Raw genomic sequence first — 26,791 nt, 5'->3', positions numbered from 1 at the left:
GCCAATCGTGAAGATTGGCTTTTTTGGTTTTGTCCTGTTAACAATCCTTATTCAACAAAACCTTCATTGGCTTTAACTGTTAATGGATGATAGCCCGCTTTAGCTTCAGTAAAGGCCTTCTGGGCCATGACTTTTCCCTCTGGCGTTTGCGATAACGCTTTGTATAAAGGCTTAACCAACTTATTGCGACCTATTGACGTGAGATATTCATGCAATCTTTTAAAGGCAGGTTGATACCAGTTATTAACACTGATCAATAACCAACTATGGGCAATCTCATTATTTTTACTGCTAGTTAAAGAAAAAGCCTTATCTAAATCTGCGAGTTGTTCTTGAGTAAGTTTATCTGGCATATTATTTAAAAAATACAACCATTGATGCACTACCCACTTTTCACTATCGATTTCATTTGCCTGAATTGAACCGGCTAACCACGCATTGCGTTCTTGATCTACAATACTAAAGGCATCAGATTCAGGAGCTGGCGCATCATCAGGGACACCTGGTTGAAAAATCCATTGGTCTATTCTTTGTTTTGACAACACAGCACTGTGTTCTTTGAGTAATGTTTGCTCTAGGTAACTCACAAATTGATCTGTTGTAATACTTTGAAAGGCAAATTTTTCAAAGTAGCTCAATAAAAATTCATCAAATTCTTCTCTGCCAACTTTGTTTTCTAATTCACGCAAAAATAATGCGCCTTTTTCGTATGGAATGTTACTGAAAACGACATCTGGATCACGTCCTCTTAAATCTATTGCCATAATCTGATCATTCGCTGATAACGAATCAATATCCGCCTGTAAATCTTGTCGACCTAATACAGCTTCCATTTCAAATCGTTCATCTCCATAAATCATCTGCATAATTCGGTAGGTTAAATAAGTTGTAAACCCTTCGTTTAACCAAAGATCTCGCCAAGTTGCATTGGTGACAGTATTACCAGACCAAGAGTGCGCTAATTCATGGGCAATCAGCGAGACTAAACTTTTATCCCCTGCAATCACTGTAGGGGTAATAAAAGACAAGCGTGGATTTTCCATACCACCAAACGGGAAAGAAGGCGGTAAAATTAATAAGTCGTACCTGTCCCAGCTATAGGGCCCAAAGGCTTTTTCTGTGGCAATAAGCATTGATTCAGTGTCGGAAAACTCAGCTGCTGCTGCGTCTAAAATACCTTTCTCAGAATATACCCCAGTCCGTTTACCCATTGATTTAAAGTGCAAGTCACCTACCGCTAACGCAATTAAGTATGAGGGTATCGGCTGTGGCATCGAAAACTCATACACTCCGTCTCGTGGGGTGTCAGGGTCGTTAGATGCACTCATAACTGCGAGCAATTCTTTGGGTGTGCGAATCGTTGCCTCATAAGTCATTCTCACTTGTGGAGAGTCTTGTAATGGAATAAAGCTACGAGCATGGATAGCTTGGGCTTGTGTGAACAAAAACGGATGTTGTTTGCCAGCCGTTTGTTCCGGTGTTAGCCACTGTACACCTGATGCTTCGGGTGAGGTCTGATAACGTATCACTACGTTATCTGCATAGGCGGGTATATCAATAGTTAAAGCGGCACCCAAAAATGAATCTGCGTTTGCTAGGTTAAAATTAAGGGCTTTGCCCTTAGCTGTGACACTACTGATTGTTAAATCCCTAGTATCCACTATTAACTGAGTTGCTCTAGAATCGACTCTTTGAAAATCCAACTGAGCGGTTCCCAACAACACCTTTTTGGCAAAATCCACTGTTAAATCTAAGGTTAAGTGAGTCACCTTAATTGATTCTGGATTCCCAAAAGAATGGTAATCCTTGCCGACTTCCATGACATTGGTTACCACATCATTAATGACTTCAGATTGATCCACTTTGGGGTTAACAGTTGTATTAGTTGAACTATTGCCAGAACATCCGCTGAGTATGGTTAAAGACAAAGCGCTAACAACAATATATTTTATAAACATGATTTTACCTGATAGAAAATTCTTAGATAAAGTGTGGCATATTTACGAGCACATAAAAATATGTAATACCGATTCACTCACAGTGTTTTGTAATGACAAGTTACCGACTTTAAATGTATTCTTGGGTGTAAATAGGAGGCGAATATGCAAAGTACTGAATTATTTGACGATGGTCTAGAAGCGTTTTTAAATGAACTGAAAGATGTAAAACCCATCGAACAAACAGACACTGTGGTGACTTGCCAACAAAAGAATACCTTAGCTAAACAATTAAAAAGACAAGCATTAGAGTCCTCTCAAAACCTCACAAACAATTACCTGAGTGTTGAAAAAGTCGAGCCTGTGGATCCCTACGATCACATCAGTTATAAACAGGATGGGGTACAACAAGGTGTGTTTAAAAATTTAAGATTAGGAAAATACAAACTTGATTTTGTATTAAATCTACAACAAAACAAATTTGAACAGGCTAGATCGAGGCTTTTTAATCAAATCTTAGATAGTCATAAAAAAGGTGAACGTACCTTGTTAATTAAACATGGTTTAGGTTTGCACAGCAAGCCCTTTCCGGCACACTTAAAAAGTTACCTACATCAGTGGTTGCGGCAAATGCCAGAGGTGATTGCGTACCACACGGCTCAGCCTTATCACGGCGGAAATAGTGCCGTTTATGTATTACTAAAAAAGAACCAACACGAAAAAGCCAACAATCGCGAATTACATCGCAAAAAGTAGCGGATTTGAGACTAAAAAATTAAAGTTTAGTATTTATACTAACAATTGATTCTGAGTGATAGTCTGCAGAAAACTGTGGAAGGGTTGAGGATTTAGCTGAAGCACTGAAAATAGCAGCGACAATGAGAAAAATGACGGTAACTAACACACCGGCTAGACCAAAACCTTTATTTGAACGATTCATGAGCGTCTCTTATTATTTTTAATTTGTAATTTTAATAAACACATATTGAAATACACTTTGTTAACATGCAGAAGACGAACTCCCTGTCAACATGTGACTAAATATTAATCACTATTTTACTGATATACAAGGACTTTATTTTTTCTTTACTTAATAACTTGAAATTATCAATATTTTAAGATGACTGGAGATAGCATTTCCCCAGTCATTAACAAAATTCGACACCGATAATTACTGATTATAAATAACTGTTCCAATTATCTATAGATTACATTTTTTCGCAAAAGTTCAGCTCTAGCCAAGATAAACTCTAGCGTTTCTAAACATACGCATCCAAGCACTGTCTTCTTGCCACTCTTCTGGGTGCCAAGAGTTTGCTACCGTTCTGAATACTCTTTCTGGGTGGGGCATCATTATAGTCGCCCTACCGTCACTGCTGGTTAATCCGGCAATTCCTAAGGGAGACCCATTTGGATTGGCTGGATAGTTTTGGGTAACATTTCCATAATTATCCACGTATTGAAGTGCAACTGCAGCATTCTGCAAAGCTGCAACTGCGCCTTGATCAGTTGCAAACTCTGCACGACCTTCGCCGTGAGAAACAGCAATAGGCATTCTTGAGCCCTGCATACCATCAAAAAATACTGACTTTGACGATTTAACTTCTAGCATAGCCACTCGCGCTTCAAAGCGTTCCGATTGATTAGTCACAAAGTGTGGCCACATTTCAGCGCCGGGGATCAGTGATTTCAAATTAGACATCATCTGACATCCATTACACACCCCCAAAGAGAACGAATCTTGGCGAGCAAAAAATTCTGCAAACTGGTCTCTGGCTTGATTGTTGAACAAGATAGATTTTGCCCAACCTTCACCGGCACCTAATACGTCACCGTAAGAAAACCCACCACAAGCCACTAGGCCCTTAAAGGTTTCTAAAGACTGTTTACCAGATAATAAATCACTCATATGTACATCTATTGCACTGAATCCAGCACGGTCAAATGCAGCGGCCATTTCCACATGGGAGTTAACACCTTGCTCACGTAAAATAGCAATACGTGGAGCCACTCCTTTAAGAATATAAGGCGCAGCCACATCTTCTGTTACATCAAAACTTAAATTAGCATGTAACCCGGGATCTTTAACATCGGCCTTAGCTGCAAACTCTTGTTCAGCACAACTTGGGTTGTCTCTTAGTTTTTGCATCTGTAGTGTGGTTTGTGCCCATGTTTGACGGTAAAACACGCGGCTATTTTCAAGTACAACTTGTCCATTTTGTTTAAAAACAATTTGGTCCGTATTATTAAGAGTACCGATACTGTGTACTAAATGCTGAATGCCATGCTTAGCAAATACCTTTAAGACCTGTTCTTTTTCGGCCACAGGAATTTGCACAACGGCTCCAAGTTCCTCGTTAAATAATAATTCAATTGCCGACCCGCTGAGCTCATCTAAATGAATATCTACACCGGTTTTACCAGCAAAGGCCATTTCTACTATAGAAGTAAACAAACCACCGTCTGATCTGTCGTGATAAGCCAATAAACGTTTTTCATTCACCAATTGCTGCAGAGCGAGGAAAAATCCTTTTAATATTGACGGAGAATCAACATCTGGCGCCAAATTACCTAACTGCTGATAAACTTGTGCTAAACAAGATGCGCCAAGACGATTTTGTCCTTGGCCTAAGTCAATCAACAATAATTCCGTTTCAGCCACTTTGCTGTTCAATTCTGGTGTTAGAGTCTTGCGAATATCTTGCACTGCGCCAAAAGCAGTGATCACCAAAGAAAGTGGTGAAGTAACGGATTTATCGCCTTGTTCGTCTTGCCAAGTGGTTTTCATTGACATCGAATCTTTGCCCACAGGGATGGTTATGTCCAAAGCAGGGCATAATTCCTCACCTACCGCTTTGACGGCTTCATATAAACCCGCATCCTCTCCAGGGTGGCCTGCTGCTGCCATCCAATTAGCCGATAAGTTAATACGTTTTAGATCGCCAATGTCTGCCGCCGCTAAATTGGTTAATGCCTCACCCACTGCCATACGGGCAGAGGCTGCATAATTAATCAATGCAATAGGTGTACGCTCACCCATAGACATAGCTTCACCTTGATAACTATCAAATGAACTCGCAGTTACCGCGACATCGGCCACTGGCACTTGCCACGGGCCTACCATTTGATCTCTTGCTACCAAGCCCGTCACTGAACGATCCCCTATGGTAATCAAAAAGGTTTTCTCAGCTACAGTAGGCAACGTCAATACACGTTCCGCGGCTTGCGCTATATTCATCACACTGGTATCGACTGCCACTGAATCTAAGGTTTTTGAGGCGACATCTCGATGCATTTTAGGGGTTTTACCTAACAATACTTCCAGTGGCATATCAATGGCGTTATTTTCAAAATGTTGATCACTAAGGGTCAAATGTTCTTCTGCAGTTGCTTCACCTACTACCGCAAAAGGTGCACGTTCACGGCGACATATTGCGGCAAATACCTCTAGATTTTCAGGGGCAACCGACATCACATAACGTTCTTGTGACTCGTTACACCAGACTTCTAACGGCGACATTCCCGGTTCATCGTTAGGCACATTGCGTAATTCAAACTGACCACCACGTCCGCCATCACTCACTAATTCAGGAAAGGCGTTAGACAATCCACCCGCCCCTACATCATGAATAAATTGGATTGGGTTTTCGTCTCCCATCTGCCAACATTTATCAATCACTTCTTGGCAACGACGTTCCATTTCTGGATTACCCCGTTGTACTGAGGCAAAATCTAAATCCTCGCTAGACTGACCTGATGCCATTGAAGAGGCAGCTCCGCCACCTAAACCTATATTCATTGCAGGCCCCCCCAAAGCGATAAGCTTAGCCCCAACGGTGATCTCGCCTTTTTGGATATGGGATTTTCGAATATTACCCAATCCACCAGCCAGCATTATAGGCTTGTGATATCCCCTCACCTCTTCGCCATTAAAACTTGTGACTTTTTGTTCGTAGGTGCGGAAATACCCCAAAATACTGGGGCGACCAAATTCATTATTAAACGCAGCACCACCAAGTGGGCCGTCCATCATGATGTCGTAGGCACTAACAATACGCGTAGGCTTACCAAAATCTGTCTCCCAAGGTTGTTCAAATCCAGGAATACGTAAATTCGATACTGAAAATCCTACTAAACCCGCTTTAGGTTTTGAGCCTCTTCCGGTTGCCCCTTCATCGCGGATTTCACCACCAGAACCGGTAGCCGCGCCAGAAAACGGTGCAATAGCTGTAGGGTGATTATGGGTTTCAACTTTCATCAAAATATCAATGTCTTCATGATGATAGCGATATTCATTGCCCTGAGACTCGGGGAAAAATCGCCCTGCAAAACTACCTTCCATTACCGCAGCATTATCTTTATAGGCGGAATGCACGTTTTCACCACAGTGTTCATAAGTGTTCTTAATCATTTTAAACAAAGACTTGGGCTGCACTTGCCCGTCTATTGTCCAATCGGCATTAAATATTTTGTGGCGACAGTGCTCAGAGTTTGCTTGTGCAAACATATATAACTCTACGTCATTAGGGTTGCGTCCTAAGCGACTAAAATTCTCAAAAAGATAATCGATTTCATCGTCTGCTAAGGCTAAACCTAATCTCACATTCGCCTGCTCTAAGGCTAATTTCCCTAAACTGAGCATATCCACAGAAGTTAAAGGTGTGGGTTCACTTTGCACAAACAGTGATTCTGCAGCTTGGAAGTCAGCCATGACCACTTCAGTCATTCTATCGTGAAGCAATGCTTTTATTGCCGCGAGTTGTGCTTCAGTTACATTTTCCGTTTGTAAATAATAAGCCACGCCTCTTTCTAAACGTTGTACTTTATTTAAACCACAGTTGTGAGCAATATCTGTCGACTTAGACGACCAAGGCGAGATAGTGCCTGGCCTGGGAGTCACTAAAAGCAAGGTACCTTGTGGTTGATGCTCTTGAATACTTGGACCGTATGTTAACAATTTGGCCAAAATGGCATCTTCTTGCTCAGTGAGTGGCTCAGAAACCATCACAAAATGGGCGTACTCGGCATAAATACCAGAAACTGGTAAGCCATGTTCAGCAAATTGAGAAAGACATTTTTCAATACGAAAATCGGATAAAGCAGGTGTACCGCGGAGCACTAACATAAAGTCATGACCTATAGCAGAATTTGCATTTCAATTAGAAATGACAAATCGATGATTGAGGAATTTTAAGGCGCGGATTATAGGGTAATTTATCTAATTTTATAAGCATCAGTTTCGCTAAAAACCTAGTTTTATTTGTTTTAATTCATAACTTTACTTACTGGGGCACATGACCAAACAGTCTACTTTTGTTAGACTCAGGTATAAACAAAGCACTGGATGAAATCCTATAATTTGTACACAATAGGATCTCAATATAATACTTCCTAATTTATGAGGGTAAAGTTATTCGCTTACAGCACAGTCTCACTTTATTTCTAATACTGGTAATTGGTGGCTGTAATGACATCAAACATTCTTCCAGCTTGGGAGACGTATTAGATGCTGGAGTATTAAAAGTCGGCACTACCTATGGACTCACCACCTATTACAATGGAGCCACTGGGCCTGTTGGCTTTGAGTATGAGCTCGCTGAAGGTTTTGCAGCCTACCTTGGTGTTAAACTTGAAGTGTTCCCCTATTACAATCTAGACGATTTATTCCCCCAATTAACAGATGCCAATCTAGACATGATTGCTGCAGGCATAAGTGTGAGCCCCGAACGTTACCAAAGATTCAAATTTGGCCCTGGTTATCAACGTGTCAGTGAAAAGTTGGTATTCAAGCAAGGTAAAGAGTGGCCAAGAAGCATTCAAGATTTAAAAGGTAAATTGGTGATTGCCGCGGGTAGCAGCCACCATGATTCTTTACTGCGGTTACAGCAAGGGGACGAGCAACTTACATGGCAAGAAACGGCGGACTCCGATATGGAGGAATTGTTAGAGATGGTGTTAAAAGAAGAGCTCGACTACACCATAGCCGACTCCAATATTCTGGCCTTAATGCGTCGCCGTTACCCTGAACTGGCTATTGGTTTTTCTATCAGTCCTGAACAAGATGTGGCTTGGGCAGTCAATAAGGATCGAGATGATTCTTTGTTGGCTGCATTAATCGAATACTTTGGCATTATTCAAAATAATGGCACTTTAGCCGCATTAGAAGACAAATATTTTGGCCATGTGAGGCAATTTAATTATGTGGATACTCGGGCATTTATAAAATCATCTAGAGAAGTGCTTCCTCAATTCAAACCTTGGTTTGAGCAATATTCAAATGATCTAGATTGGCGTTTATTAGCCGCTATGAGTTATCAAGAAAGCCACTGGCGTCCTAATGCAAGATCGGTAACCGGCGTGCGCGGCATGATGATGTTAACCCTTGCAACAGCTAAGGAACTGGGCATAGTGTCGCGATTGGATCCTGAGCAAAGCATCAAAGGTGGCGCACAATACTTAACGAGTCTTCTTAAGCGTATTCCAGATCGTATAACTCACCCAGACCGATTATGGTTTGCGCTTGCTGCCTACAATGTAGGTTTGGGACATTTAGAAGACGCTAGAGTATTAACAGATCGCCAAGGCGCTAACCCTGATATGTGGGTAGACGTTAAAATACGCCTACTCCAGTTAAGGCAGAAAAAATATTACAAAACAACTCGTTATGGCTATGCACGTGGTAATGAAGCGGTCGCCTATGTTGATAACATCAGGCGTTATTACGACACGCTGGTTTGGTTAGATGAACAACAACCTCAAATCTTAGAGCCTGAAATTTCGCCCGACGAATCATTGGAATCTCAAGTCGAAGAAATAGCTGAATAAGCACTATTCGCTTTGAGAATAACCTGTATGCGCATTACGTATGTCATAAAAAGTGGCTTGTGCATATTCATCGGGATCACTACTGTTGTTTAAATGATAAACACCAACTTTAAAGTAATGATACTGGCCGTCGGCATCAAACAAACTGTTCGACATATCCAAGGTTGATTCAACGTCATCTTTCCCGTCTCGTATAATAGTCACTGTTAACAAGTTAGCCGTGACGTTGATTCGATAGCTAAACTTTTCGTCAAGGGCAATACCATCACTAGGGTTAGAGGCGCTGTTGCTTCTTGATCCTATCATTTCAACATAGACTTCATCACTGCCCTCAACACGGCTTTCATGAGCAAAATAGATTGAACCATTATTATTGCCAGGTAATTTTCGATAATATAATCGAATAGGCTCATCGTCGTTGGCGTGTATCTGCCCAATAACCAAGCGACCAATTTGATAATTTTCCCCTGTAGTGGTGACATTGTTCACCGCTAAAGTAACATTCAGTTCACCATCTACCCCACCAGCATCAGCTTGTCCTTGATTGGATGCAGAACCAAACACCCAGTTATTTTTATTCACACCTTGGGTGCGAATTGAACTGTCACCACGTCGTAACATTTCTCGAAGCTCGACACGTACATAACTCGTATTTTCAGAGGTTTTAAACCCATAACTGGGTGAACGCATAACAATTCCGTTGTCGGATGACGCATAAAAATATTCAGAGTTTGTATATCCTGCAGCTAAATCATTTTCATAAATAGAGTCTGAAGTACCGCTGTTATCTTCATCAGTAGGGATATTTAAGTACCAGTCAACTAATTCAATACCTAATTCATTAGGAAACAAATCTACTATCTGACCATCCGCGCCTTCACAGCTATGAGCTTGCACTTCTACAATACTATTCCAGTCATTTTCTGAGTTGCCCATAGCAACAAGTTTAATATACCGCCCATCACTGGGGGTTAAATTGACTTGCTCAAAACCGCTGTGTTTGCCGCTGGAAGTGGATTCCGTTAATACATTTTGCCAAGTTCCCTGATCAACGGAAGTGTCGACACTAAAATGAGCTTGACGCTCCGCGCCTTGATACCACTTGATTTTTAACGAGCCAATTGTCTTTACTTCACCCAGATCAAAAATGAGCTCTTCTTGAATGCCTAGAGAAGACCATCTTGATGCAGGAGTGGTCACTCCATCAATGGTATTGGCTGCAATAAAGTCAGCATCAATCTCACCTTCAAAGCTTGCTTCTAGTATTGGATACTGCACATTCTGGCACGCAACGGGGGATTCTGGGGTTTCAATAACGGGAGGTGAATCAACCACTGGTGCCGTGCTTGAATCAGAGCCTCCACCACAGGACAACAACAACACAATGACAAACACACTTATGATTTTATTACTTAGCGACAAATCAAACATTACAACACCTAGGGACTAAACCAAATTGCCAAAACAGACGGAAATATTTCGTTAAATTGAACTGCAATACTGGATATTATCATTAACTAATAATCAGCAACATATAGACAATACTGCTGACTTAGCTCCAAAAAGATCGACTGTCATAAATTTTTAACAAAGTTAGCTTATCTTGATTGAAACTTTTTTAGAAATTACAGAGTCTATATTTCCAATAATTAGGAGTGAATAATGAAAAGACGTACCACATCCATCAATACCAATCGCTTAGGAAGTAATAGCCGTAGGCGTCAACTATTAAAACGTGTCCATCAAAAAGTGACCTCTCGCCGCCAAAATTTTCAAATAATAGAGGCGACTGAAGAGTTATCAGAAGCCTGCTAAGGCAACTATTAGTCTTTAATCTTAGATAATTTTTTTTGCTTTCTACGTTGCTTAAAAAACGCTGAGAGTTTATCGCCACACTCTTGTGCCAATACACCACTACTCACCTCAACCTGATGGTTCATTCGCGGATCACCCAGCAAGTCGAATAAACTTCCTACGGCACCCGTTTTATAATCTGACGCTGCAAACACTAATCGCCGAATTCGGCTATGGATCAGTAAACCAGCACACATAGTGCAAGGCTCAAGTGTCACGTACAAACAACTGTCTATTAATCGATAGTTCTGCAGTTTTTTACCGGCATCACGAAGCGCCATCATCTCTGCATGTGCAGAGGGATCATGTAAACTAATGGATTGGTTCCACCCTTCACCTATAATTTGATTGTCTTTAACCAACACAGCCCCCACAGGGATTTCACCTTGTTGTTGCGCATTGTTTGCCAAAGACAAGGCATGGCGCATCCAAAATTCATCTTGTTCAGTACTCAATGGTTGTATTTCTCTACTTTTGGTTAATTACATCACTAAATTGGCGATTTTCGCCAAAACATAAGTTAAAGATTATAATAAAACAACTTAACCATATGATAAATATAGCTTTTTAATTTTGGTCAATTATTTGCTTTGTTATCGCCATAAGCATAAACTTTTTATTAAACGTATCAAGGCAAAGGGGATAAATCATGAATATAACTGCCATCGCAATAGTCGCTTTAGTTTGTTGGGCAATAGTCGAGCTCGTAAATGGACCAAAAGGTAAGAAAAAGGATAAGAAAGACGCCGACCAAGTCAATCTGACGAATGATTTAGAACGTGAAGTGGCGGCAATGCGTGAACGTATTCAAACCTTAGAAAAAATTGTGACCGACGAAAAGTACGATCTGAATCGTCAATTTGATGATTTGAAAAAAGACAAAGTAGCCTAGGCAACCTATATACATTGGGTTTAAACAGAGTACTGGGGCCCAATGTTTGTTTCTAACCTATGTATAAAATATTATTGATGTACCTATAGAGTACTGATTTTAACTATTTTTCCTAAGATACGCACATGCATACATACTAAGCAGTTTGTTTTGTTCTTCTGCAGATAAGTTGGCTATTCTTCCTTGTAAATAATCAAAAGCAGCGCTGCTATATTGGTCAGAGTTATCACTCTTTTTACCCTCTTTAGAGAGCATGTCTGCTGCCACAGCTCCAGTAGAAAACGTATCGAATCCCTGCAGTATTTGCTGATCAATGTGCGCCGCCACTTCTTTTGCGTGACTAAACTCTCCGTCTAACAATTCACCAAAATGAATATGAACTCTGCCTTTTTGACCCGTAATGCCATTAACTATACTTTCAACATCTTCATTATCTGGCTTGTCGTAACTTCCTTCTTGTTCAACTTTCTGTAGCTCCTTAGCTTTATTAATATCGCAGGGATCAAATTCGTAAGATATGGATACTGGCACAATACGTAAGTGGCGAATGTAGTCTGAAAACTCGACTTCTTTAGGCTTATTCAATGCCAACATAGACAAAATAGCCTGGTTAGTGAGATCGTTTCCGTCTTTTGCTCGCCCTTCCCTTTGTGCGATCCAAATATGTTGCTGATCAGAAATTAACGTAAATTCAATGTATTCACTCAATAACTTTGCTGCTGATAACTTCTCTCGTCTGTCAGTAGCTGAACGTTTAACAATAAAACACTTATTTAGCCTAATTAGGTCTGCAACCCATTCCTTTTTCAGTAAATTATCGCCCACAGCAATACGCACAGTATCATGCCCATTTAAATGTAATGCCCAATTTACAAAAGTAGGATCTAACGCAATATCCCTATGATTGCTCATAAATAAACAAGCTTTAGATAAGTCTAATTGGTCTAAACCACTCACAGTAAAACACTCAGTAGTGGTATTAATCATTCGCTCTATATAGGGTTCAAGTAAACGCTGAAAACCTCTAAGGGTATCAATGTTGTTAATCTGTTTGATTATGTATCGACGGGTAAAAAAGCCTAGTGTTGGATACATAAATCGTGGCCACGCGCTAAACTTAAATGCCACTATGCTATTAATAAACTCTTTATTATTAAAAAGCTTAGATAAGACAACGGATAAATCGGCGTCGTCAAAAGGGCGAATTGAATCAAACTTAGTAGGCATCTTGTTATTATTGTCTCTACTGTAAAAAAGGCCGCATATTTTGCCGTTTTAACCGGCAACGGGCAAATATTTTAATGATTGTCTGCGCAGCCATTCCATGATTTGTTCTTAAGATCATAAAAACAAACTAGTCTTCATTTAACTGCAAGGCTTGCCAATTTACTTCAACCTGGCTGTCTGGTGCTGCAACAAATGCAGACTCACCACTTAAGGTGATAGACAAATCCAATGTGCGTGTAAGCAAGTGACTTAATTCTTGGATCTCTGGCCAATTAAAACTGAATACATTTACAGGCAAACTACCAAATTGTACTTGCGATTGTTTCCACCAAGCATTAGATTTTGAATTAAAGCTGTACACATAAGTTTGTTTCGACAAGCGGCAGCTTTTTTTGATCCGTTCAAAACTTGGCTCACCCACATCTATCCAAAGATGTAGCTGATCATCTAAACCTCGTAACCAAATATCGGGTTCATCAATCGCACTTAAACCTTTAGTAAAAGACATTAAGTGTTGGTTATCTTGGTAAGCATGTAAACAAAAGACTAACACTCGCACCATCATACGTTCTTTAGTCTCTGACGGATGTAATGCAACAGTTAAATTAAGCGTATCAAAATAGTCATGATTTAGATCGGATACAGATAATTTGAATTTATAAATGGTTGGCTTTAAAGCCATAGGTAGATATTTCCATGGTATGAGTACAGGCTGAATAAACTAGGTTTACTGGGATAACTTCATTTCAACAAGTGAGGTTTTAAAGCCTAACTTTTCGTAGGCTTTAATTGCTGAGCTATTGTCTGCATAGGCTTCAAGATAAAAATCCTGCATGCCTTGGAGTTTACCCCATTTTATCAGTTGCTGGATGACCAATTGATTCACTCCTCTGCCTCTATGGCTAGGGGCAACATACATGAATCCAAGATAACAATGAAAGTCATGACGTAAATGCGCTTTTGATTCTTTAATACGCCCATAACCAGAGCCGACCAGCACACCGTCTTCTTCAGCCACCACCACACTAGACTTGTCGCCAGCTATTAACGCCCCTATATCGTAATAACAAATATGTTCTGATTTTAAACAAGCATTTAAAGGTCGCTCAGTGGCGATAATACCTTGTTCAAATTCTTTCAATATTGGTAAGTCTGCTGGTACTGCAGCTCTTATTATTATTTTACCCATAGAACCCTTGGCCTTATTGACTTATCTATATAACGACTGAATTATTCCCACTCAATGGTGGCAGGTGGTTTACCAGAAATATCATAAACTACTCGAGATATTCCATCAATTTCGTTGATAATACGGTTAGACACTTTGCCTAAGAAGTCATAGGGTAAATGCGCCCAATGTGCGGTCATAAAGTCAATGGTTTCTACAGCTCTTAATGACACTACCCAATCGTACTTACGCACATCACCCATTACACCCACTGATTTTACAGGTAAAAATACAGTAAAGGCTTGGCTCACTTTCTGATACAGATCGGCGGCGTGTAATTCGTCAATAAAAATAGCGTCGGCGCGACGTAACAAATCACAGTATTCTTTTTTCACTTCACCTAAGACTCTTACTCCTAATCCAGGTCCAGGGAAAGGGTGGCGATATAACATGTCGTAGGGTAAACCTAACTCCAAACCAATTTTACGCACTTCATCTTTAAACAATTCACGCAAGGGTTCTACTAACCCCATTTTCATATCATCAGGCAAACCGCCTACATTGTGGTGCGACTTAATCACATGGGCTTTACCTGTGGCAGAAGCAGCCGATTCAATCACATCAGGATAAATAGTGCCTTGGGCTAGCCATTTAGCATCCACTAATTTTTTAGACTCTTCATCAAATACTTCTACAAAAACACGCCCAATAATTTTACGTTTTGCTTCTGGCTCATCGGTCCCGGCCAATGCTGCTAGAAATCTATCTTCTGCTTCAATCTTGCGAATATTCAAACCAAAGTGATCACCAAACATATCCATCACTTGTTGGCCTTCGTTAAGACGCAATAAACCGTTATCCACAAATACACATGTAAGATTTTTACCAATTGCGCGATGTAACAACATCGCCACGACAGATGAATCAACACCACCTGACAAACCTAAAATAACTTGGTCGTCACCGATTTGATTCTGCATTTTTACAATAGCATCTTCAATAATAGCCGCAGGTGTCCAAAGTTTTTCACAACCACAAATGTCTAAAACAAAGTGAGACAAAATGCGTTCACCTTGGCGAGTGTGAGTCACTTCAGGGTGAAATTGCACGCCATAAAATTGTTTTTCTTTATTAACAAAAGCCGCAAAAGGACAACTGTCTGTTTTAGCCGTAGTAGTAAAACCAGGAGGCGCAGCACTGACTTTATCGCCATGGCTCATCCAGACATCAAGTAACGCATTGCCATTAGCACCAATGTGATCTTCAATGTTATTCAATAAGGTCATATCAGCTACCACTTCCACTTGTGCGTAGCCAAACTCACGTTTATTTGAACCTTGTACCGCCCCACCAAGTTGCTCAGCCATCACCTGCATGCCATAACAAATACCTAAGACAGGCACACCAGCTTGATACACATATTCTGGCGCTCTGGGTGAGTTTTCAGCGTGAACGGACTCTGGACCTCCCGATAAAATAATACCGTTGGGATTAAATTCGCGAATTTGTTCTTCGCTGACATCCCACGCCCAAAGCTCACAATAAACGCCAATTTCTCGAACTCGCCGTGCAATTAGTTGGGTGTATTGCGATCCAAAATCTAGGATTAAAATACGTTGGTCGTGGATATCTAAACTCATTGGAATACTCTTATAAAAATAGAATGTGAACGCTCATTGGCCGGCAAAAGCGTTCAGTTAAAATAATACACTTACCCTAGACGATAGTTTGGTGCTTCTTTCGTAATACTCACATCATGGACGTGAGACTCTCCCATTCCAGCTGCAGTGACTTTAACAAACTGTGGTTTTGTACGTAATTCATCAATGGTAGCGCAACCAGTCAACCCCATTGCTGAGCGTAATCCACCCATCTGTTGGTGAATAATATTGGAGATAGGACCTTTATAGGCCACGCGCCCTTCTATGCCCTCAGGTACCAGTTTTTCAGCACTTTTACTGTCTTGGAAATAGCGGTCAGAAGAACCGTTATTTTGGTCCATTGCACCCAATGACCCCATACCACGGTAAGATTTATAATAGCGTCCTTGATATAATTCTACTTCACCTGGTGCTTCTTCAGTGCCTGCTAACATACTGCCAACCATTACAGAGCTCGCACCAGCGGCTAAGGCTTTTGCGATATCACCAGAAAAACGAATACCACCATCAGCGATTACCGGTACATCGGTACCTTTTAACGCTTCAACTGCATCTGATACCGCTGTTATTTGTGGCACGCCACAACCTGTGACAATACGAGTGGTACAGATAGATCCTGGGCCAATACCTACTTTAACGGCATCAACGCCTGCATCTGCCAAGGCCTTTGCGCCTTCACCTGTTGCTACGTTTCCTGCAATGATTTGTACATCTGGATAATCTTTACGTACTTTCGTTACTCTATCGATAACACCTTGGGAATGACCATGGGAAGTATCAATCAGCAGGACATCCACCCCTGCTTCAATCAAGGCTTTAATACGCTCATCAGTACCAGGTCCAACACTGACCGCAGCGCCAACACGTAGACGACCTAATTCATCTTTACATGCATTAGGTTTACTTTCTGCCTTTTGAAAATCTTTAACTGTGATCATGCCAGTCAATTTAAACGCATCATCTACCACCAATATTTTTTCAATACGGTATTCATGCATAAGCTCCAGCACTTGATCAGACGGTGCACCTTCTTTAACTGTGACCAAGTCATTTTTCTTAGTCATAACACTGGAAATAGGCTGTTCTAAACTGTTTTCAAAACGTAAATCGCGGCCAGTCACTATACCTATCAGGTTATTATCTGCATCTACTACAGGAAAACCAGAAAAGCCGTGTATTTTGCTTAAGGCATTAATTTCACCAATAGTCGCAGTGGGCAACACTGTAACAGGATCAGACACCACACCACTTTCGTATTTTTTTACAATTCGAACATGTTCAGCCTGTTGTTCGGGTGTCATGTTTTTGTGAATAAATCCAATTCCGCCTTCTTGCGCCAAAGCAATTGCTAGGCGTGCTTCAGAAACAGTGTCCATTGCAGCAGAAACTAGGGGAATATTTAGACTTACACCACGAGTCAATCTTGTATTAAGATTGGCGGTATGAGGGAGAACGGTTGAGTGCCCTGGAACTAACAAAACATCGTCAAACGTGAGGGCTTCTTTAGCGATTCTTAACATGCAATATCACCTATAAATGCGGATTTAATTGCGGCGCAATTCTAGCGGCTTTAGGCAAATCAGTCTAGATATATATCAGAAATGGTAGCAAATCAGGTAAACTTATTGGCAAAGTTATATTAGAGAACCCTTCAAACAATGTTTCCAACACAAAACACAGCAAAAAACATCCTAACAGTTAGTAAACTTAATCGTTTAGCCCGCTCGGTATTAGAGGCCGAAATTGGGCAAATCTGGCTGTCTGCTGAAATTTCAAATTTTGTTGCTGCTAGTTCTGGTCATTGGTATTTCACTCTTAAGGACGATCGCGCCCAAGTGAAAGGAGCCATGTTTAAGGGTGCCAATCGTAAAGTGCATCAAAAGCCTAAAGAGGGCGACAACGTTTTAGTCAAAGCTAATATCAGCTTGTATGAACCAAGGGGTGATTACCAAATAATTGTTGAACACATGGAGCCTGAAGGAGAAGGGCAACTTAAACAACAATTTGAGATGTTAAAACGGCAACTCGCCAATGAAGGGATATTTGCCCAAGAATACAAACAAACCATACCAGAGACAGTATTAAAAGTAGGAATAGTCACCTCACCAACAGGTGCAGCTCTGCATGACATTTTAACTGTTCTAAAACGCCGTAATCCTGCGATTGAAGTGGTTATCTATCCAAGCCAAGTGCAAGGTGATAGCGCAGCCTCACTGATTTGTGCGGCTATTACCCTAGCTAACCAAAGAAACGAAGTAGACGTATTAATTGTGGGTAGAGGTGGCGGCTCTTTGGAAGATCTTTGGTGTTTTAATCACGAACAGGTGGCCAGAACAATATTTGCCTCGACTATTCCCATCATCAGTGCGGTCGGTCACGAGGTAGATGTGAGTATTGCTGATTTTGTGGCAGATATGCGTGCCCCCACCCCTTCTGCTGCCGCGGAATTAGTCAGCCAGGACCAATCAACCCTGCACAATCAAACCTTAATGCTGCAAGAAAAGTTAATAAAAGCATTCAGTCGCTTACAGCAAGTTTATTTGCATCAACACCAAACAGTAAAACAGCGATTATTGCAAAACCATCCACAAAAGCAGCTAGAACAAAAAAGTCAGTTTGTCGACCAACTACAAGCCACTTTACATTCCTTAATCAATCAAAAATTGACTCAAGGGAAACAACAGCAACAACATTTAGATAATCGACTGGTTTTGTCTTCTCCTCAAAAACAACTGCAGCGTCAGCAATTAGGTTTACATGAGTTGCAAACTAAATTGCAAAGAAGTTGCCAACAACTCATCGAAAACAAAAAGCAAAAGTTATTCAATAGTATGCATTTGTTAGACACTGTCAGCCCATTAGCAACATTGGCTAGAGGATACAGCATCAGTTTTAAGGGACAAGAAATAGTAAAAAACACGCACCAAGTTGAAGTTGGAGATAAGTTAGTGACGCGTTTGGAAGAGGGTGAAATTCACAGTGTGATTAACCAAATCGATTCAATTTCACGCTAGTTAATTAGCTTCTTTAAACACATAAAAAATAGTTAGGTTATCTTTTTACACCTTTGTTGGATTAACTGAGAAGTTAAATTACCAAGTTGATTTATTCACTAATTATAAGTGGGAAATCGCGACATTATGAGCTAAGTTAACTGCCTTCACTACAGTGGCATTCTTAACAAAAAAGGTTAGTTTCCTCATGATAGACAGCGATTCTTTATCATTACCTGATACTGAAATGTTGAGTGCAGTTGTTTTGGTAGTAGACGATGAACCTTCAACAGCTGAGTTTCTTGTACAAGCATTAACCCCGTATTATCGTACATTTTCCGCTCAATCTGGTGAGGACGCGATTGGGTTTTGTGCCGCTCATGCGCCTGACTTGGTCATTTTAGACCTGCACATGCCTGTCTTGGACGGATTACTCACCTGTAAAATGCTCAAAGCTATCCCAAGTATGCTCAATTGCCCCATAGTGTTTTCGACAGACGATACATCTACCGAGCAAGAAATAAAATGCTGGGATGCTGGCGGCACAGACTTTGTTTGCAAGCCTATAGTGATACAAACCTTGGTAAAACGCATTCGGTCTCATATTCAAATTAAGATGCAACAAGATCTGATTGAAAACATGGTATTTATTGACCCTCAAACTGGTTTATACAACCGTCGCTATTTTAATGATTGTTACGAAAGGCAGATTTCTTTAGCGAAAAGAAATGACGCGCCATTATCACTTTTGATGTTTGAAGTAAAAAGTGGCGAATTGTTTGAAACACAGACATCACCAGTGGCAGCAAGACATATAAAAATAGTGGCTGAATTAATTTTGAAAGAGTTAAGTAGACCTACCGATACATTGATAAGGTTTAGCGAAACTGAATTAGCGGTTTTATTGCCAGATACTTATATATTTGGTGCTAAACACATTACTCAAAAAGTAATGACCGCAATGTCAGAATTACAAAACGCCAGTGATGATTCAATATTTGAACAAATAGATATTTCAGCAGGAATGGCCTCACTTGAGGCCTTACAGAAAAACACTAATTTAATAGAGCTAGTCGAGAAAAATCTGTTACAAAACAAACTCTCAAGAAATGGCAAGGTAACACGTTATCAATTCAACTAAAGAAGCGTCTGGCCGTTGTCTATAACCCGATTAATTAGCAAACCAAAACTTATTCTCTCTAATACTTCCCAACTAGTTTGTGACTAAGTTACTTCGCATTCTTGTGCATACGCATAAGTTGTCTGCGTTTACGACGCTGCGAGTCGTTCAAAGAACTATGATCCGTTTCATAAGGGTTAGCGCCTTCTCTAAACTCAATTTTGATTGGCGTGCCCATAACTTTTAACGATTTACGGAAATAATTCATCAAGTATCGTTTGTAGGAATCGGGTAAATCCTTGAGCTGATTACCATGGATAACAATCAGAGGTGGATTGTAGCCACCAGCATGAGCATATTTCATTTTAACACGGCGACCACGCACTACAGGCGGCTGATGATCTTCTTGAGCCATATCCATAATTCGCGTCAACATAGAAGTATTGACCCGTTTAGTGGCAGAGGCATAGGCTTCTTGTACTGATTCAAATAAATGCCCAACCCCCGTGCCATGTAATGCAGAAATAAAATGTAGACGCGCAAAATCAATAAAACCTAAACGTCTGTCTAACTCTCGTTTGATTTCATCTTTAACATCTTTATTTAGCCCATCCCATTTATTAACCGCTACCACTAACGAACGTCCAGCATTGAGAATAAAACCTAATAAACTCAAATCTTGATCGGTAATCCCTTCTTGGGCATCAACCACAAATAACACTACGTTGGACTCTTCGATTGCCTGCAAGGTTTTTACGATAGAAAATTTTTCTATGGCTTCTGAGATATTTCTACGTCTTCTTACCCCAGCGGTATCGATGAGAATGTACTCTCGTTCGTCTCGCACCATAGGAATAAAAATACTATCTCTAGTTGTGCCAGGTTCGTCATACACCACCACTCGCTCTTCGCCTAAAATACGATTGGTAAGTGTTGACTTGCCAACGTTAGGCTTACCCACAATGGCTAATTTAATCGGCAAAGCTTGTAATTTAGCGAGTTGCTCCTCGGCGTCTTCTTCCTGAAGTTCTTCATCACCTTCTTCAGGAATATGCATATCAGGAAAAAGTTCGGCGATAGGCGCAAGAGAATGTTGTAATAATTGGGTTACACCTCTGCCATGTGCAGCGGCGATTTGATTAACATCACCCAAACCTAAGGCAAAGAAATCGGCACTTTCACTGTCACCATCTATGCCATCAACCTTATTGGCAACCACGTAAACAGGCTTTTCTTGTTTACGTAGATGCTCTGCAATACCTTGGTCCGCAGCTGTCATTCCTGTACGCGCATCAACTAAAAACAACACGACATCGGCTTCAATAATAGCCAAAAGTGATTGTTCCGCCATAGCAAGGTCAATACCTTGTTCGTCGCCACTTATACCGCCAGTATCGACTACGATAAACTGCAACCCTTCGTACTTAGCCTGCCCGTATTTTCTATCCCGAGTTAAGCCGGGAAAATCAGCCACCAAGGCGTCTCGTGTACGAGTGAGACGATTAAATAAGGTAGATTTTCCAACATTTGGGCGCCCAACTAAGGCAACAACGGGTAACATAATGACATATCCTATAGACAAAAACGGCTTGGGAATATTCCAAGCCGTTAAAAATTATTGCTGTGAATCCTTAACGAATATCACACAAAACTGCTTTATGGGGTTTGAATGGCGACTAACTTACCATCTCTAGTTTGGGTGTATAAGGTGTTTCCATCCACTACGGGTGAATGATAAATACTCTCATCTTCATCATCATCGCCCACTTCCAAACGTGCCACAATTTTTCCATTAGCTTGATCAAACCAATGTAAATAACCGTATTTATCACCTGCCACTAAATAGTTACCAACAGGTGTAACACCAGTCATCAAACGTTCTTTAATTGCACCTTGTCTCCACAACTCCACACCATTGCGGCTATCTAGTGCAAATAAGTTGCTGTTTACATCAACTAAATATAGCGTACTTCCTGACAATGACATGCGACGGTAAGACTTGTACTCTCGTTTCCAGATCACTCGACCTGTACGTAATTCAACAGCGGCAAGAGAGCCGTCATAAGAAATAACGTAAACATTGCCTGCCGCCACTAAAGGTTCGCTGTCGATATCCACAATACGTTCTAATTCTGTCACACCCGTGGCGGCCGAAATTACTTGTTCCCAAGCGGTCTGCCCAGTTTCAAGTATATTCACGATCAGTTTACCTGTAGCCGTACCTATAATAGCACCGCCGTTAACCGCTGTGGGAGATGATACACCGCGTAACGACAAAGGTGGTACGTCAGACTCAGAAGACCAAACCTCTTCACCGTTATCTGCATTGAGTGCAAATATAAATCCTGACCCAGTATTAATTAGCACAATGCCCGCATCAATTGCAGGAGTGGCTAATACTTCGCCTTTAACAGTGGTGATCCATTTCTGTTCACCGGTATTGGCATCTAACGCTATAACTTCACCATTTTCAGTGCCAAAAAATACGGTTTCATAAGCAACACTTAATCCACCAGCAATTTTAGCTGATAGACCATTCGACCAGAGTTTAGTGACAGCAGAAGTGATTCCACTCTCATCATAGGTCGCGAAATCCTTAGACCATATTTTCTTTCCTGTGGATTGCTCATAGGCAGCCACTACGCCTTGGCGACTAGCCGCAAACACTTTGCCATAGGCAACTGCGGGGCTAAGTTTTGAATAGAATTTACCGATGCCAGAACCTAAATTCACTGACCAAATTTCAGTTGGAGTAAATTGCGCTTCAATGGGCTTGAGCCTGCGGATTTCCAACTCTTCTTCATCGTAAAACCAATTACTAATTGTGGTACAGCTTGATAACAAAACAGAACTAGTTAACAGCAAGAATAAAAAAGAACGCTTCACTATTGCCACCTTAACTATTAGCTGCAATGGCTAAGTTATCGAGCTTCATTTTTAATATGATATCTCGGCTATTTGTTTCCAAAGCTGCACTGTAAGCAGCTCTGGCTTTATCAAATAACTGTTGAGCTTGGTATACGTCGCCTTTAACTTCTTGGCTTTGACCTTTAAACGCTTCGTCAGTAATTTTGTCTGCGCTTTTTAAAGCTAGGTCAAGTTCACCTTGTTCAATTTGAACGCGAGCTAAACGAAGCTGTGCCACTGACTGAATTGCTGATAATTTGGCATTGCTGGCTACAAATTCAAGTTGCTTTGCAGCTTCTGCTAGATCTTTACGTTCGATGGCCTGTTGCGCCATTTCTAATGCCATTAACATGGCATAACCGGTGTCACTATGAGCATCGATAAATGTTTTAGCTTTACTGAAACCCACTTCACCTTTTATTAATTCTTCAGAAGCTTTTTCATAAGCAAAAGAGGCTTGTTCTTTTGCGGCAATTTGTGAATCGTTATAATAGCGCCATCCCAAAAGACCACCTAAGCCCAAAAATGCACCAATCACTAGCGCAACACCATTCTCTTTCCAAAAGCGTTTAATGGCTTCAATTTGTTGTTCTTCAGTTTCGTACTGTTCCATCATCCATTCCTATTACTGCTTGGCCATCGAAAATTTGATAGCTCATAATGTTAATTCAAAAATTTATATCTTTAAATGTTAAATCGTTTTTGTATAAATTCTGCTAATTCGCTCACTAAAACGGCATGTTGTGGCTGCTGCTCACGTAAGTATTTAACTGCAACTGTCTGGGTCGCCATTTCATCCTGTCCGATAATGAATGCGATACTTGCGCCGCTTTGATCGGCACGTTTCATTTGTTTCTTAAAGTTTCCTCCACCACAATGATTCATCACTTTTAATTGAGGTACAGCGTCTCGCAACGTTTCACTCGTTTGCCGTGCATAGAGCTCAACAGATTCATCCATTGCAGTGATATATATATCGACTTCCGAATCGAGGTTTTTGTCCAATTCTAATGTTTGTAACATCAAAACTAATCGCTCCAACCCCATGGCAAAACCAACACCCTGAGTGGCTTTACCACCAAGCTGTTCAACTAACCCATCATATCTACCGCCTGCACAGACAGTTCCTTGGGCGCCTAAACTATCGGTAACCCATTCAAATACAGTGCGATTATAATAATCTAGGCCGCGAACCAAAGCAGGGTTAACTCGATATTCGATACCTAAGTTGTCTAAACGTTCACACAATCCATGAAAATGTTTTTCTGACTCTTCATCAAGACATTCAATTAGTTTTGGTGCGTCCTTTACGGCTTCTTGTACTTGAGGATTTTTACTGTCGAGGACGCGTAATGGGTTAGTTTGCAAACGTCTTAAACTGTCTTCATCCAACTCAGATTCACGGGTCTTCAGAAATGTAACTAACTGTTCTTTATAAACGGCCCTTGCTGCGGCAGATCCCAAAGAGTTAATTTCTAAGGTAACATTTTGACTGATCCCAAATTTTTTCCATAATCTTGCACTAAGCAATATCACTTCAGCATCAATATCAGGACCGGCTAAGCCAAAGACTTCTACTCCAAATTGATGAAACTGCCTGTAACGTCCTTTCTGTGGACGTTCATGACGAAACATTTGCCCCAGATACCAAAGGCGTTGTTGTTGGTTATATAACAAACCATGTTCGTTTCCAGCCCGTACAACACTTGCAGTACCTTCTGGTCGTAAAGTAAGGCTGTCTGAGTTGCGATCGGCGAAGGTATACATTTCTTTTTCGACAATATCGGTTACTTCACCAATAGAGCGTTTAAATAAATCGGTGCTTTCAACGATAGGTGTGCGAATTTCTTGGTAACCGTAACTGGCTACGACCTGACGAATAGTAGACTCTACGTACTGCCAAAGCCCTGATTCTGTTGGCAAGCAGTCGTTCATTCCCCGAATAGCCTGAATTTGTTTCGACACTTAAAATATTCTCTTATGCAATAATTAAAAAAAGCCCCGCATTATAGGGGCTTTATGGATAAACGTAAAATATAGAAGCTGAAAAACCCATAAAAATTGATGTGAATTTCGCGATGTCAGTCAGCGAGTTTACTCACTTAACTGTTTTATCTGTATCTTACGGCTTTGATCTAACTGATTGGCTTTTGCTCGGATGCGTTTTTCTAGTTGATCCACTAAATCATCATTCGACAAGCGCTCTTTTTGACGTTTACCGTCCAAATAAAAACCACTCATATTACGAGCGCCGGTTAAACCTAAATCTGATACTTCTGCTTCGCCGGGGCCATTTACTACACAACCAATAATGGATACATCCATAGGGGTAAGTAAGTCTTCTAAGCGCTGCTCTAAGGCGTTCACTGTACTTATCACATCAAATTCTTGACGAGAACAACTTGGGCAGGCAATTAAGTTTATGCCCCTTGAACGAATCCGTAATGACTTTAATATGTCAAAGCCCACTTTGATTTCTTCAATAGGATCCGCTGCCAAAGAAATACGGATCGTATCGCCAATACCTTCTGCCAGTAACATGCCCAAGCCCACCGAACTTTTAACCGCGCCAGCTCGAATGCCGCCCGCTTCGGTAATACCTAGATGTAAAGGTTGCTCAATCTGTTTCGCCAATAAGCGATAAGCCCCAACGGCTAAAAACACATCGGAGGCTTTTACACTGACTTTAAATTGATCAAAATTAAGCTTATCTAAAATGTCCACATGGCGCATAGCAGATTCCACTAGTGCTTCTGGTGTCGGTTCGCGATATTTTTCTTGAATCTCTTTTTCTAAAGAACCACCATTCACACCAATACGAATAGGGATACCTTTATCTCTAGCGCAATCTACGACCGCACGTACCCTGTCGAGACTACCAATATTGCCGGGGTTAATCCGCAAACAATCTACCCCATATTCTGCCACTTTTAAGGCAATGCGATAATCAAAGTGAATATCTGCAATCAATGGCACTGAAACTTGCTGTTTGATTAATTTAAAGGCTTCGGCGGCATCCATAGTGGGCACAGATACCCTGACTATATCGCCCCCCACAGCCTGGATTCGATTAATTTGAGCCACTGTTGCTTCTACATCAGTTGTTAAAGTATTGGTCATAGATTGCACAGCAATGGGGGCACCATCACCTATAGGTACATTACCTACATTGATACGTTTGGAAGGTCGTCGTTTAATAGGTGATTCAGCAAACATAGTTAACACTTAGCTCTTGTTATTTGTACAATTATTCAGTCAGGGGTAAATCAAATTTAGCAATGCGACCCGAAGGTAAAAATGACATATCCAAAGGTTCACCTGCATAGCGAATTTTGACTACTTCAGGCGCTCCTAACGTCACCACAAAAGGAGGAATGCCCGTTACTGGCATCACTCTTCCTTTTACTTTGACCCCATAAGCAATGTTTTCGCCTGTGGCGTCAGCCAAATTCATCCAACAATCTCCAGAAAATTCGAAGATAAGCTCTACTGGTGCAACGGTGTCGGTAGCCGGTATCTCGGCAACCGCTGCGAGTTCGTCTATGTTAGCGGAATCAGCCACACCATCTGCGACTGTGGTTTGATTATTGACCGCTGGTTTATCGTTGCTTATCGGCGCTTGTGCATTTGCGGCAACGCCAAAGGAATCTTCAACAGACTCTGATTTGACTAAGTCAGCCTCAGGATTTGTAAGTTCTTCAAGTGGCAATATGTCTTTTTCCGTGACCTCTTGTGAAGCCGTTTCTGGGTAACTACTCACCGTGGACGTTGTTGCAGTGTCATTAGTGCTTTGTTGAAACCACCAAATGACTACTAAAGCAATCACCACAGCCACAATCAAATAAGTGACTAACATCAACTTGTCATCATTGGCCTGGTTCGCCACTCTACGAGAAAAGCTCTGTAATTTAGCGGGTTCTTTTTTCTGAGTACTTAAATTTTCAAAGGCATTCAGAATCTCTGTTTCGTCGACTTTAACGTGTTTTGCATAGAGTTTTAAGTAGCCTCTGATAAACGTTAGGGAAATATTAATGTCGTAGTTATCTTGTTCAATATCTTCAACAAGGCTCTTTTTTAACTTCATTTTGTCAGCAATATCTTGGCTCGACAAATTAGCCTTTTTACGTGCCAGTTTTAATATCTGACCTGGCCCTTGAATAACCGTTTCTGGTTGTTGTACTTCTTCATTTTCAATCATAGTTTAGCT

At 40.9% G+C, this 26,791-nt stretch carries 22 protein-coding genes; 6 read left to right on the top strand and 16 right to left on the bottom strand.

Annotated elements, in window-relative coordinates; genetic code table 11:
- Nucleotides 1-47 precede the first annotated feature (47 nt).
- On the bottom strand, nt 48-1,958 hold the full coding sequence (locus tag AAC000_RS19945; protein WP_339725268.1) for a M1 family metallopeptidase: 1,911 nt from the start codon (nt 1,956-1,958) through the stop codon (nt 48-50).
- A gap of 144 nt (nt 1,959-2,102) precedes the next feature.
- Between AAC000_RS19945 and smrA the strand changes: the two genes are divergently transcribed.
- Nucleotides 2,103-2,693: a DNA endonuclease SmrA gene (gene smrA, locus AAC000_RS19940; RefSeq protein ID WP_339725267.1), complete on the top strand. Its 591-nt coding sequence runs from the start codon at nt 2,103-2,105 to the stop codon at nt 2,691-2,693.
- A 19-nt stretch (nt 2,694-2,712) separates the two neighbouring features.
- Here smrA and AAC000_RS19935 read toward each other — a convergent pair whose 3' ends face one another.
- Both AAC000_RS19935 and purL read right to left on the bottom strand, forming a co-directional pair.
- Complete coding sequence (locus tag AAC000_RS19935; protein ID WP_339725266.1) at nt 2,713-2,877, bottom strand: hypothetical protein; 165 nt, start codon at nt 2,875-2,877, stop codon at nt 2,713-2,715.
- Nucleotides 2,878-3,171: 294 nt separating this feature from the next.
- A complete protein-coding gene (purL, locus tag AAC000_RS19930; protein ID WP_339725265.1) occupies nt 3,172-7,062 on the bottom strand; it encodes a phosphoribosylformylglycinamidine synthase in 3,891 nt (1,296 codons plus the stop codon).
- Between the two features lie 269 nt (nt 7,063-7,331).
- Here purL and mltF point away from each other — a divergent pair, with 269 nt between their 5' ends.
- Entirely contained in the window at nt 7,332-8,762 is a 1,431-nt protein-coding gene (gene mltF, locus AAC000_RS19925) for a membrane-bound lytic murein transglycosylase MltF (RefSeq protein ID WP_339725301.1), read from the top strand.
- 3 nt (nt 8,763-8,765) lie between these two features.
- Here mltF and AAC000_RS19920 read toward each other — a convergent pair whose 3' ends face one another.
- Nucleotides 8,766-10,193 (bottom strand): polysaccharide lyase family 7 protein, encoded by a 1,428-nt coding sequence (locus tag AAC000_RS19920; RefSeq protein WP_339725264.1) that lies wholly within the window; start codon nt 10,191-10,193, stop codon nt 8,766-8,768.
- 231 nt (nt 10,194-10,424) lie between these two features.
- On the opposite strand from AAC000_RS19920, the gene AAC000_RS19915 reads away from it, so the two are divergent.
- On the top strand, nt 10,425-10,577 hold the full coding sequence (locus tag AAC000_RS19915) for a hypothetical protein (RefSeq protein WP_339725262.1): 153 nt from the start codon (nt 10,425-10,427) through the stop codon (nt 10,575-10,577).
- Between the two features lie 8 nt (nt 10,578-10,585).
- Here AAC000_RS19915 and tadA read toward each other — a convergent pair whose 3' ends face one another.
- Complete coding sequence (gene tadA / locus AAC000_RS19910) at nt 10,586-11,071, bottom strand: tRNA adenosine(34) deaminase TadA (protein WP_339725260.1); 486 nt, start codon at nt 11,069-11,071, stop codon at nt 10,586-10,588.
- Between the two features lie 194 nt (nt 11,072-11,265).
- Between tadA and AAC000_RS19905 the strand changes: the two genes are divergently transcribed.
- Entirely contained in the window at nt 11,266-11,508 is a 243-nt protein-coding gene (locus tag AAC000_RS19905; protein WP_339725258.1) for a hypothetical protein, read from the top strand.
- Nucleotides 11,509-11,607: 99 nt separating this feature from the next.
- Here AAC000_RS19905 and AAC000_RS19900 read toward each other — a convergent pair whose 3' ends face one another.
- The 5 genes from AAC000_RS19900 to guaB all read right to left on the bottom strand — a co-directional run bounded on the left by AAC000_RS19900 (nt 11,608) and on the right by guaB (nt 17,084).
- Nucleotides 11,608-12,735, bottom strand: coding sequence for a 1-acyl-sn-glycerol-3-phosphate acyltransferase (locus tag AAC000_RS19900; protein WP_339725256.1), 1,128 nt, complete (start codon nt 12,733-12,735; stop codon nt 11,608-11,610).
- Between the two features lie 127 nt (nt 12,736-12,862).
- Nucleotides 12,863-13,417: a YaeQ family protein gene (locus AAC000_RS19895; RefSeq protein WP_339725255.1), complete on the bottom strand. Its 555-nt coding sequence runs from the start codon at nt 13,415-13,417 to the stop codon at nt 12,863-12,865.
- Between the two features lie 45 nt (nt 13,418-13,462).
- Entirely contained in the window at nt 13,463-13,924 is a 462-nt protein-coding gene (locus AAC000_RS19890) for a GNAT family N-acetyltransferase (protein ID WP_339725254.1), read from the bottom strand.
- Between the two features lie 41 nt (nt 13,925-13,965).
- Nucleotides 13,966-15,543 (bottom strand): glutamine-hydrolyzing GMP synthase, encoded by a 1,578-nt coding sequence (guaA, locus tag AAC000_RS19885; protein WP_339725252.1) that lies wholly within the window; start codon nt 15,541-15,543, stop codon nt 13,966-13,968.
- A 71-nt stretch (nt 15,544-15,614) separates the two neighbouring features.
- Nucleotides 15,615-17,084 carry an IMP dehydrogenase gene (gene guaB, locus AAC000_RS19880; RefSeq protein ID WP_339725250.1) on the bottom strand — a complete coding sequence of 490 codons (1,470 nt, stop codon included), beginning with the start codon at nt 17,082-17,084 and terminating at the stop codon, nt 15,615-15,617.
- 138 nt (nt 17,085-17,222) lie between these two features.
- Between guaB and xseA the strand changes: the two genes are divergently transcribed.
- Both xseA and AAC000_RS19870 read left to right on the top strand, forming a co-directional pair.
- On the top strand, nt 17,223-18,578 hold the full coding sequence (gene xseA / locus AAC000_RS19875; protein ID WP_339725248.1) for an exodeoxyribonuclease VII large subunit: 1,356 nt from the start codon (nt 17,223-17,225) through the stop codon (nt 18,576-18,578).
- Between the two features lie 187 nt (nt 18,579-18,765).
- Entirely contained in the window at nt 18,766-19,698 is a 933-nt protein-coding gene (locus AAC000_RS19870; RefSeq protein WP_339725246.1) for a response regulator, read from the top strand.
- A gap of 88 nt (nt 19,699-19,786) precedes the next feature.
- Here the strand turns inward: AAC000_RS19870 and der are convergent, their stop codons facing one another.
- The 6 genes from der to AAC000_RS19840 form a co-directional block, all read right to left on the bottom strand.
- A complete protein-coding gene (gene der / locus AAC000_RS19865; protein WP_339725244.1) occupies nt 19,787-21,238 on the bottom strand; it encodes a ribosome biogenesis GTPase Der in 1,452 nt (483 codons plus the stop codon).
- 95 nt (nt 21,239-21,333) lie between these two features.
- Complete coding sequence (bamB, locus tag AAC000_RS19860) at nt 21,334-22,563, bottom strand: outer membrane protein assembly factor BamB (RefSeq protein WP_339725243.1); 1,230 nt, start codon at nt 22,561-22,563, stop codon at nt 21,334-21,336.
- Between the two features lie 10 nt (nt 22,564-22,573).
- A complete protein-coding gene (locus tag AAC000_RS19855; RefSeq protein ID WP_339725242.1) occupies nt 22,574-23,197 on the bottom strand; it encodes a tetratricopeptide repeat protein in 624 nt (207 codons plus the stop codon).
- A 71-nt stretch (nt 23,198-23,268) separates the two neighbouring features.
- Nucleotides 23,269-24,549, bottom strand: coding sequence for a histidine--tRNA ligase (hisS, locus tag AAC000_RS19850; RefSeq protein ID WP_339725240.1), 1,281 nt, complete (start codon nt 24,547-24,549; stop codon nt 23,269-23,271).
- 129 nt (nt 24,550-24,678) lie between these two features.
- Nucleotides 24,679-25,800 carry a flavodoxin-dependent (E)-4-hydroxy-3-methylbut-2-enyl-diphosphate synthase gene (gene ispG / locus AAC000_RS19845; RefSeq protein WP_339725238.1) on the bottom strand — a complete coding sequence of 374 codons (1,122 nt, stop codon included), beginning with the start codon at nt 25,798-25,800 and terminating at the stop codon, nt 24,679-24,681.
- 31 nt (nt 25,801-25,831) lie between these two features.
- Nucleotides 25,832-26,782 carry a RodZ domain-containing protein gene (locus tag AAC000_RS19840; protein ID WP_339725236.1) on the bottom strand — a complete coding sequence of 317 codons (951 nt, stop codon included), beginning with the start codon at nt 26,780-26,782 and terminating at the stop codon, nt 25,832-25,834.
- Between the last annotated feature and the right edge of the window lie 9 nt (nt 26,783-26,791).

Source organism: uncultured Paraglaciecola sp. (assembly GCF_963977085.1).
Classification (GTDB): Bacteria; Pseudomonadota; Gammaproteobacteria; order Enterobacterales; family Alteromonadaceae; genus Paraglaciecola.
The sequence above is the reverse complement of the archived record's forward strand: the minus strand, read 5'-3'. Positions and strand labels throughout refer to the sequence as shown.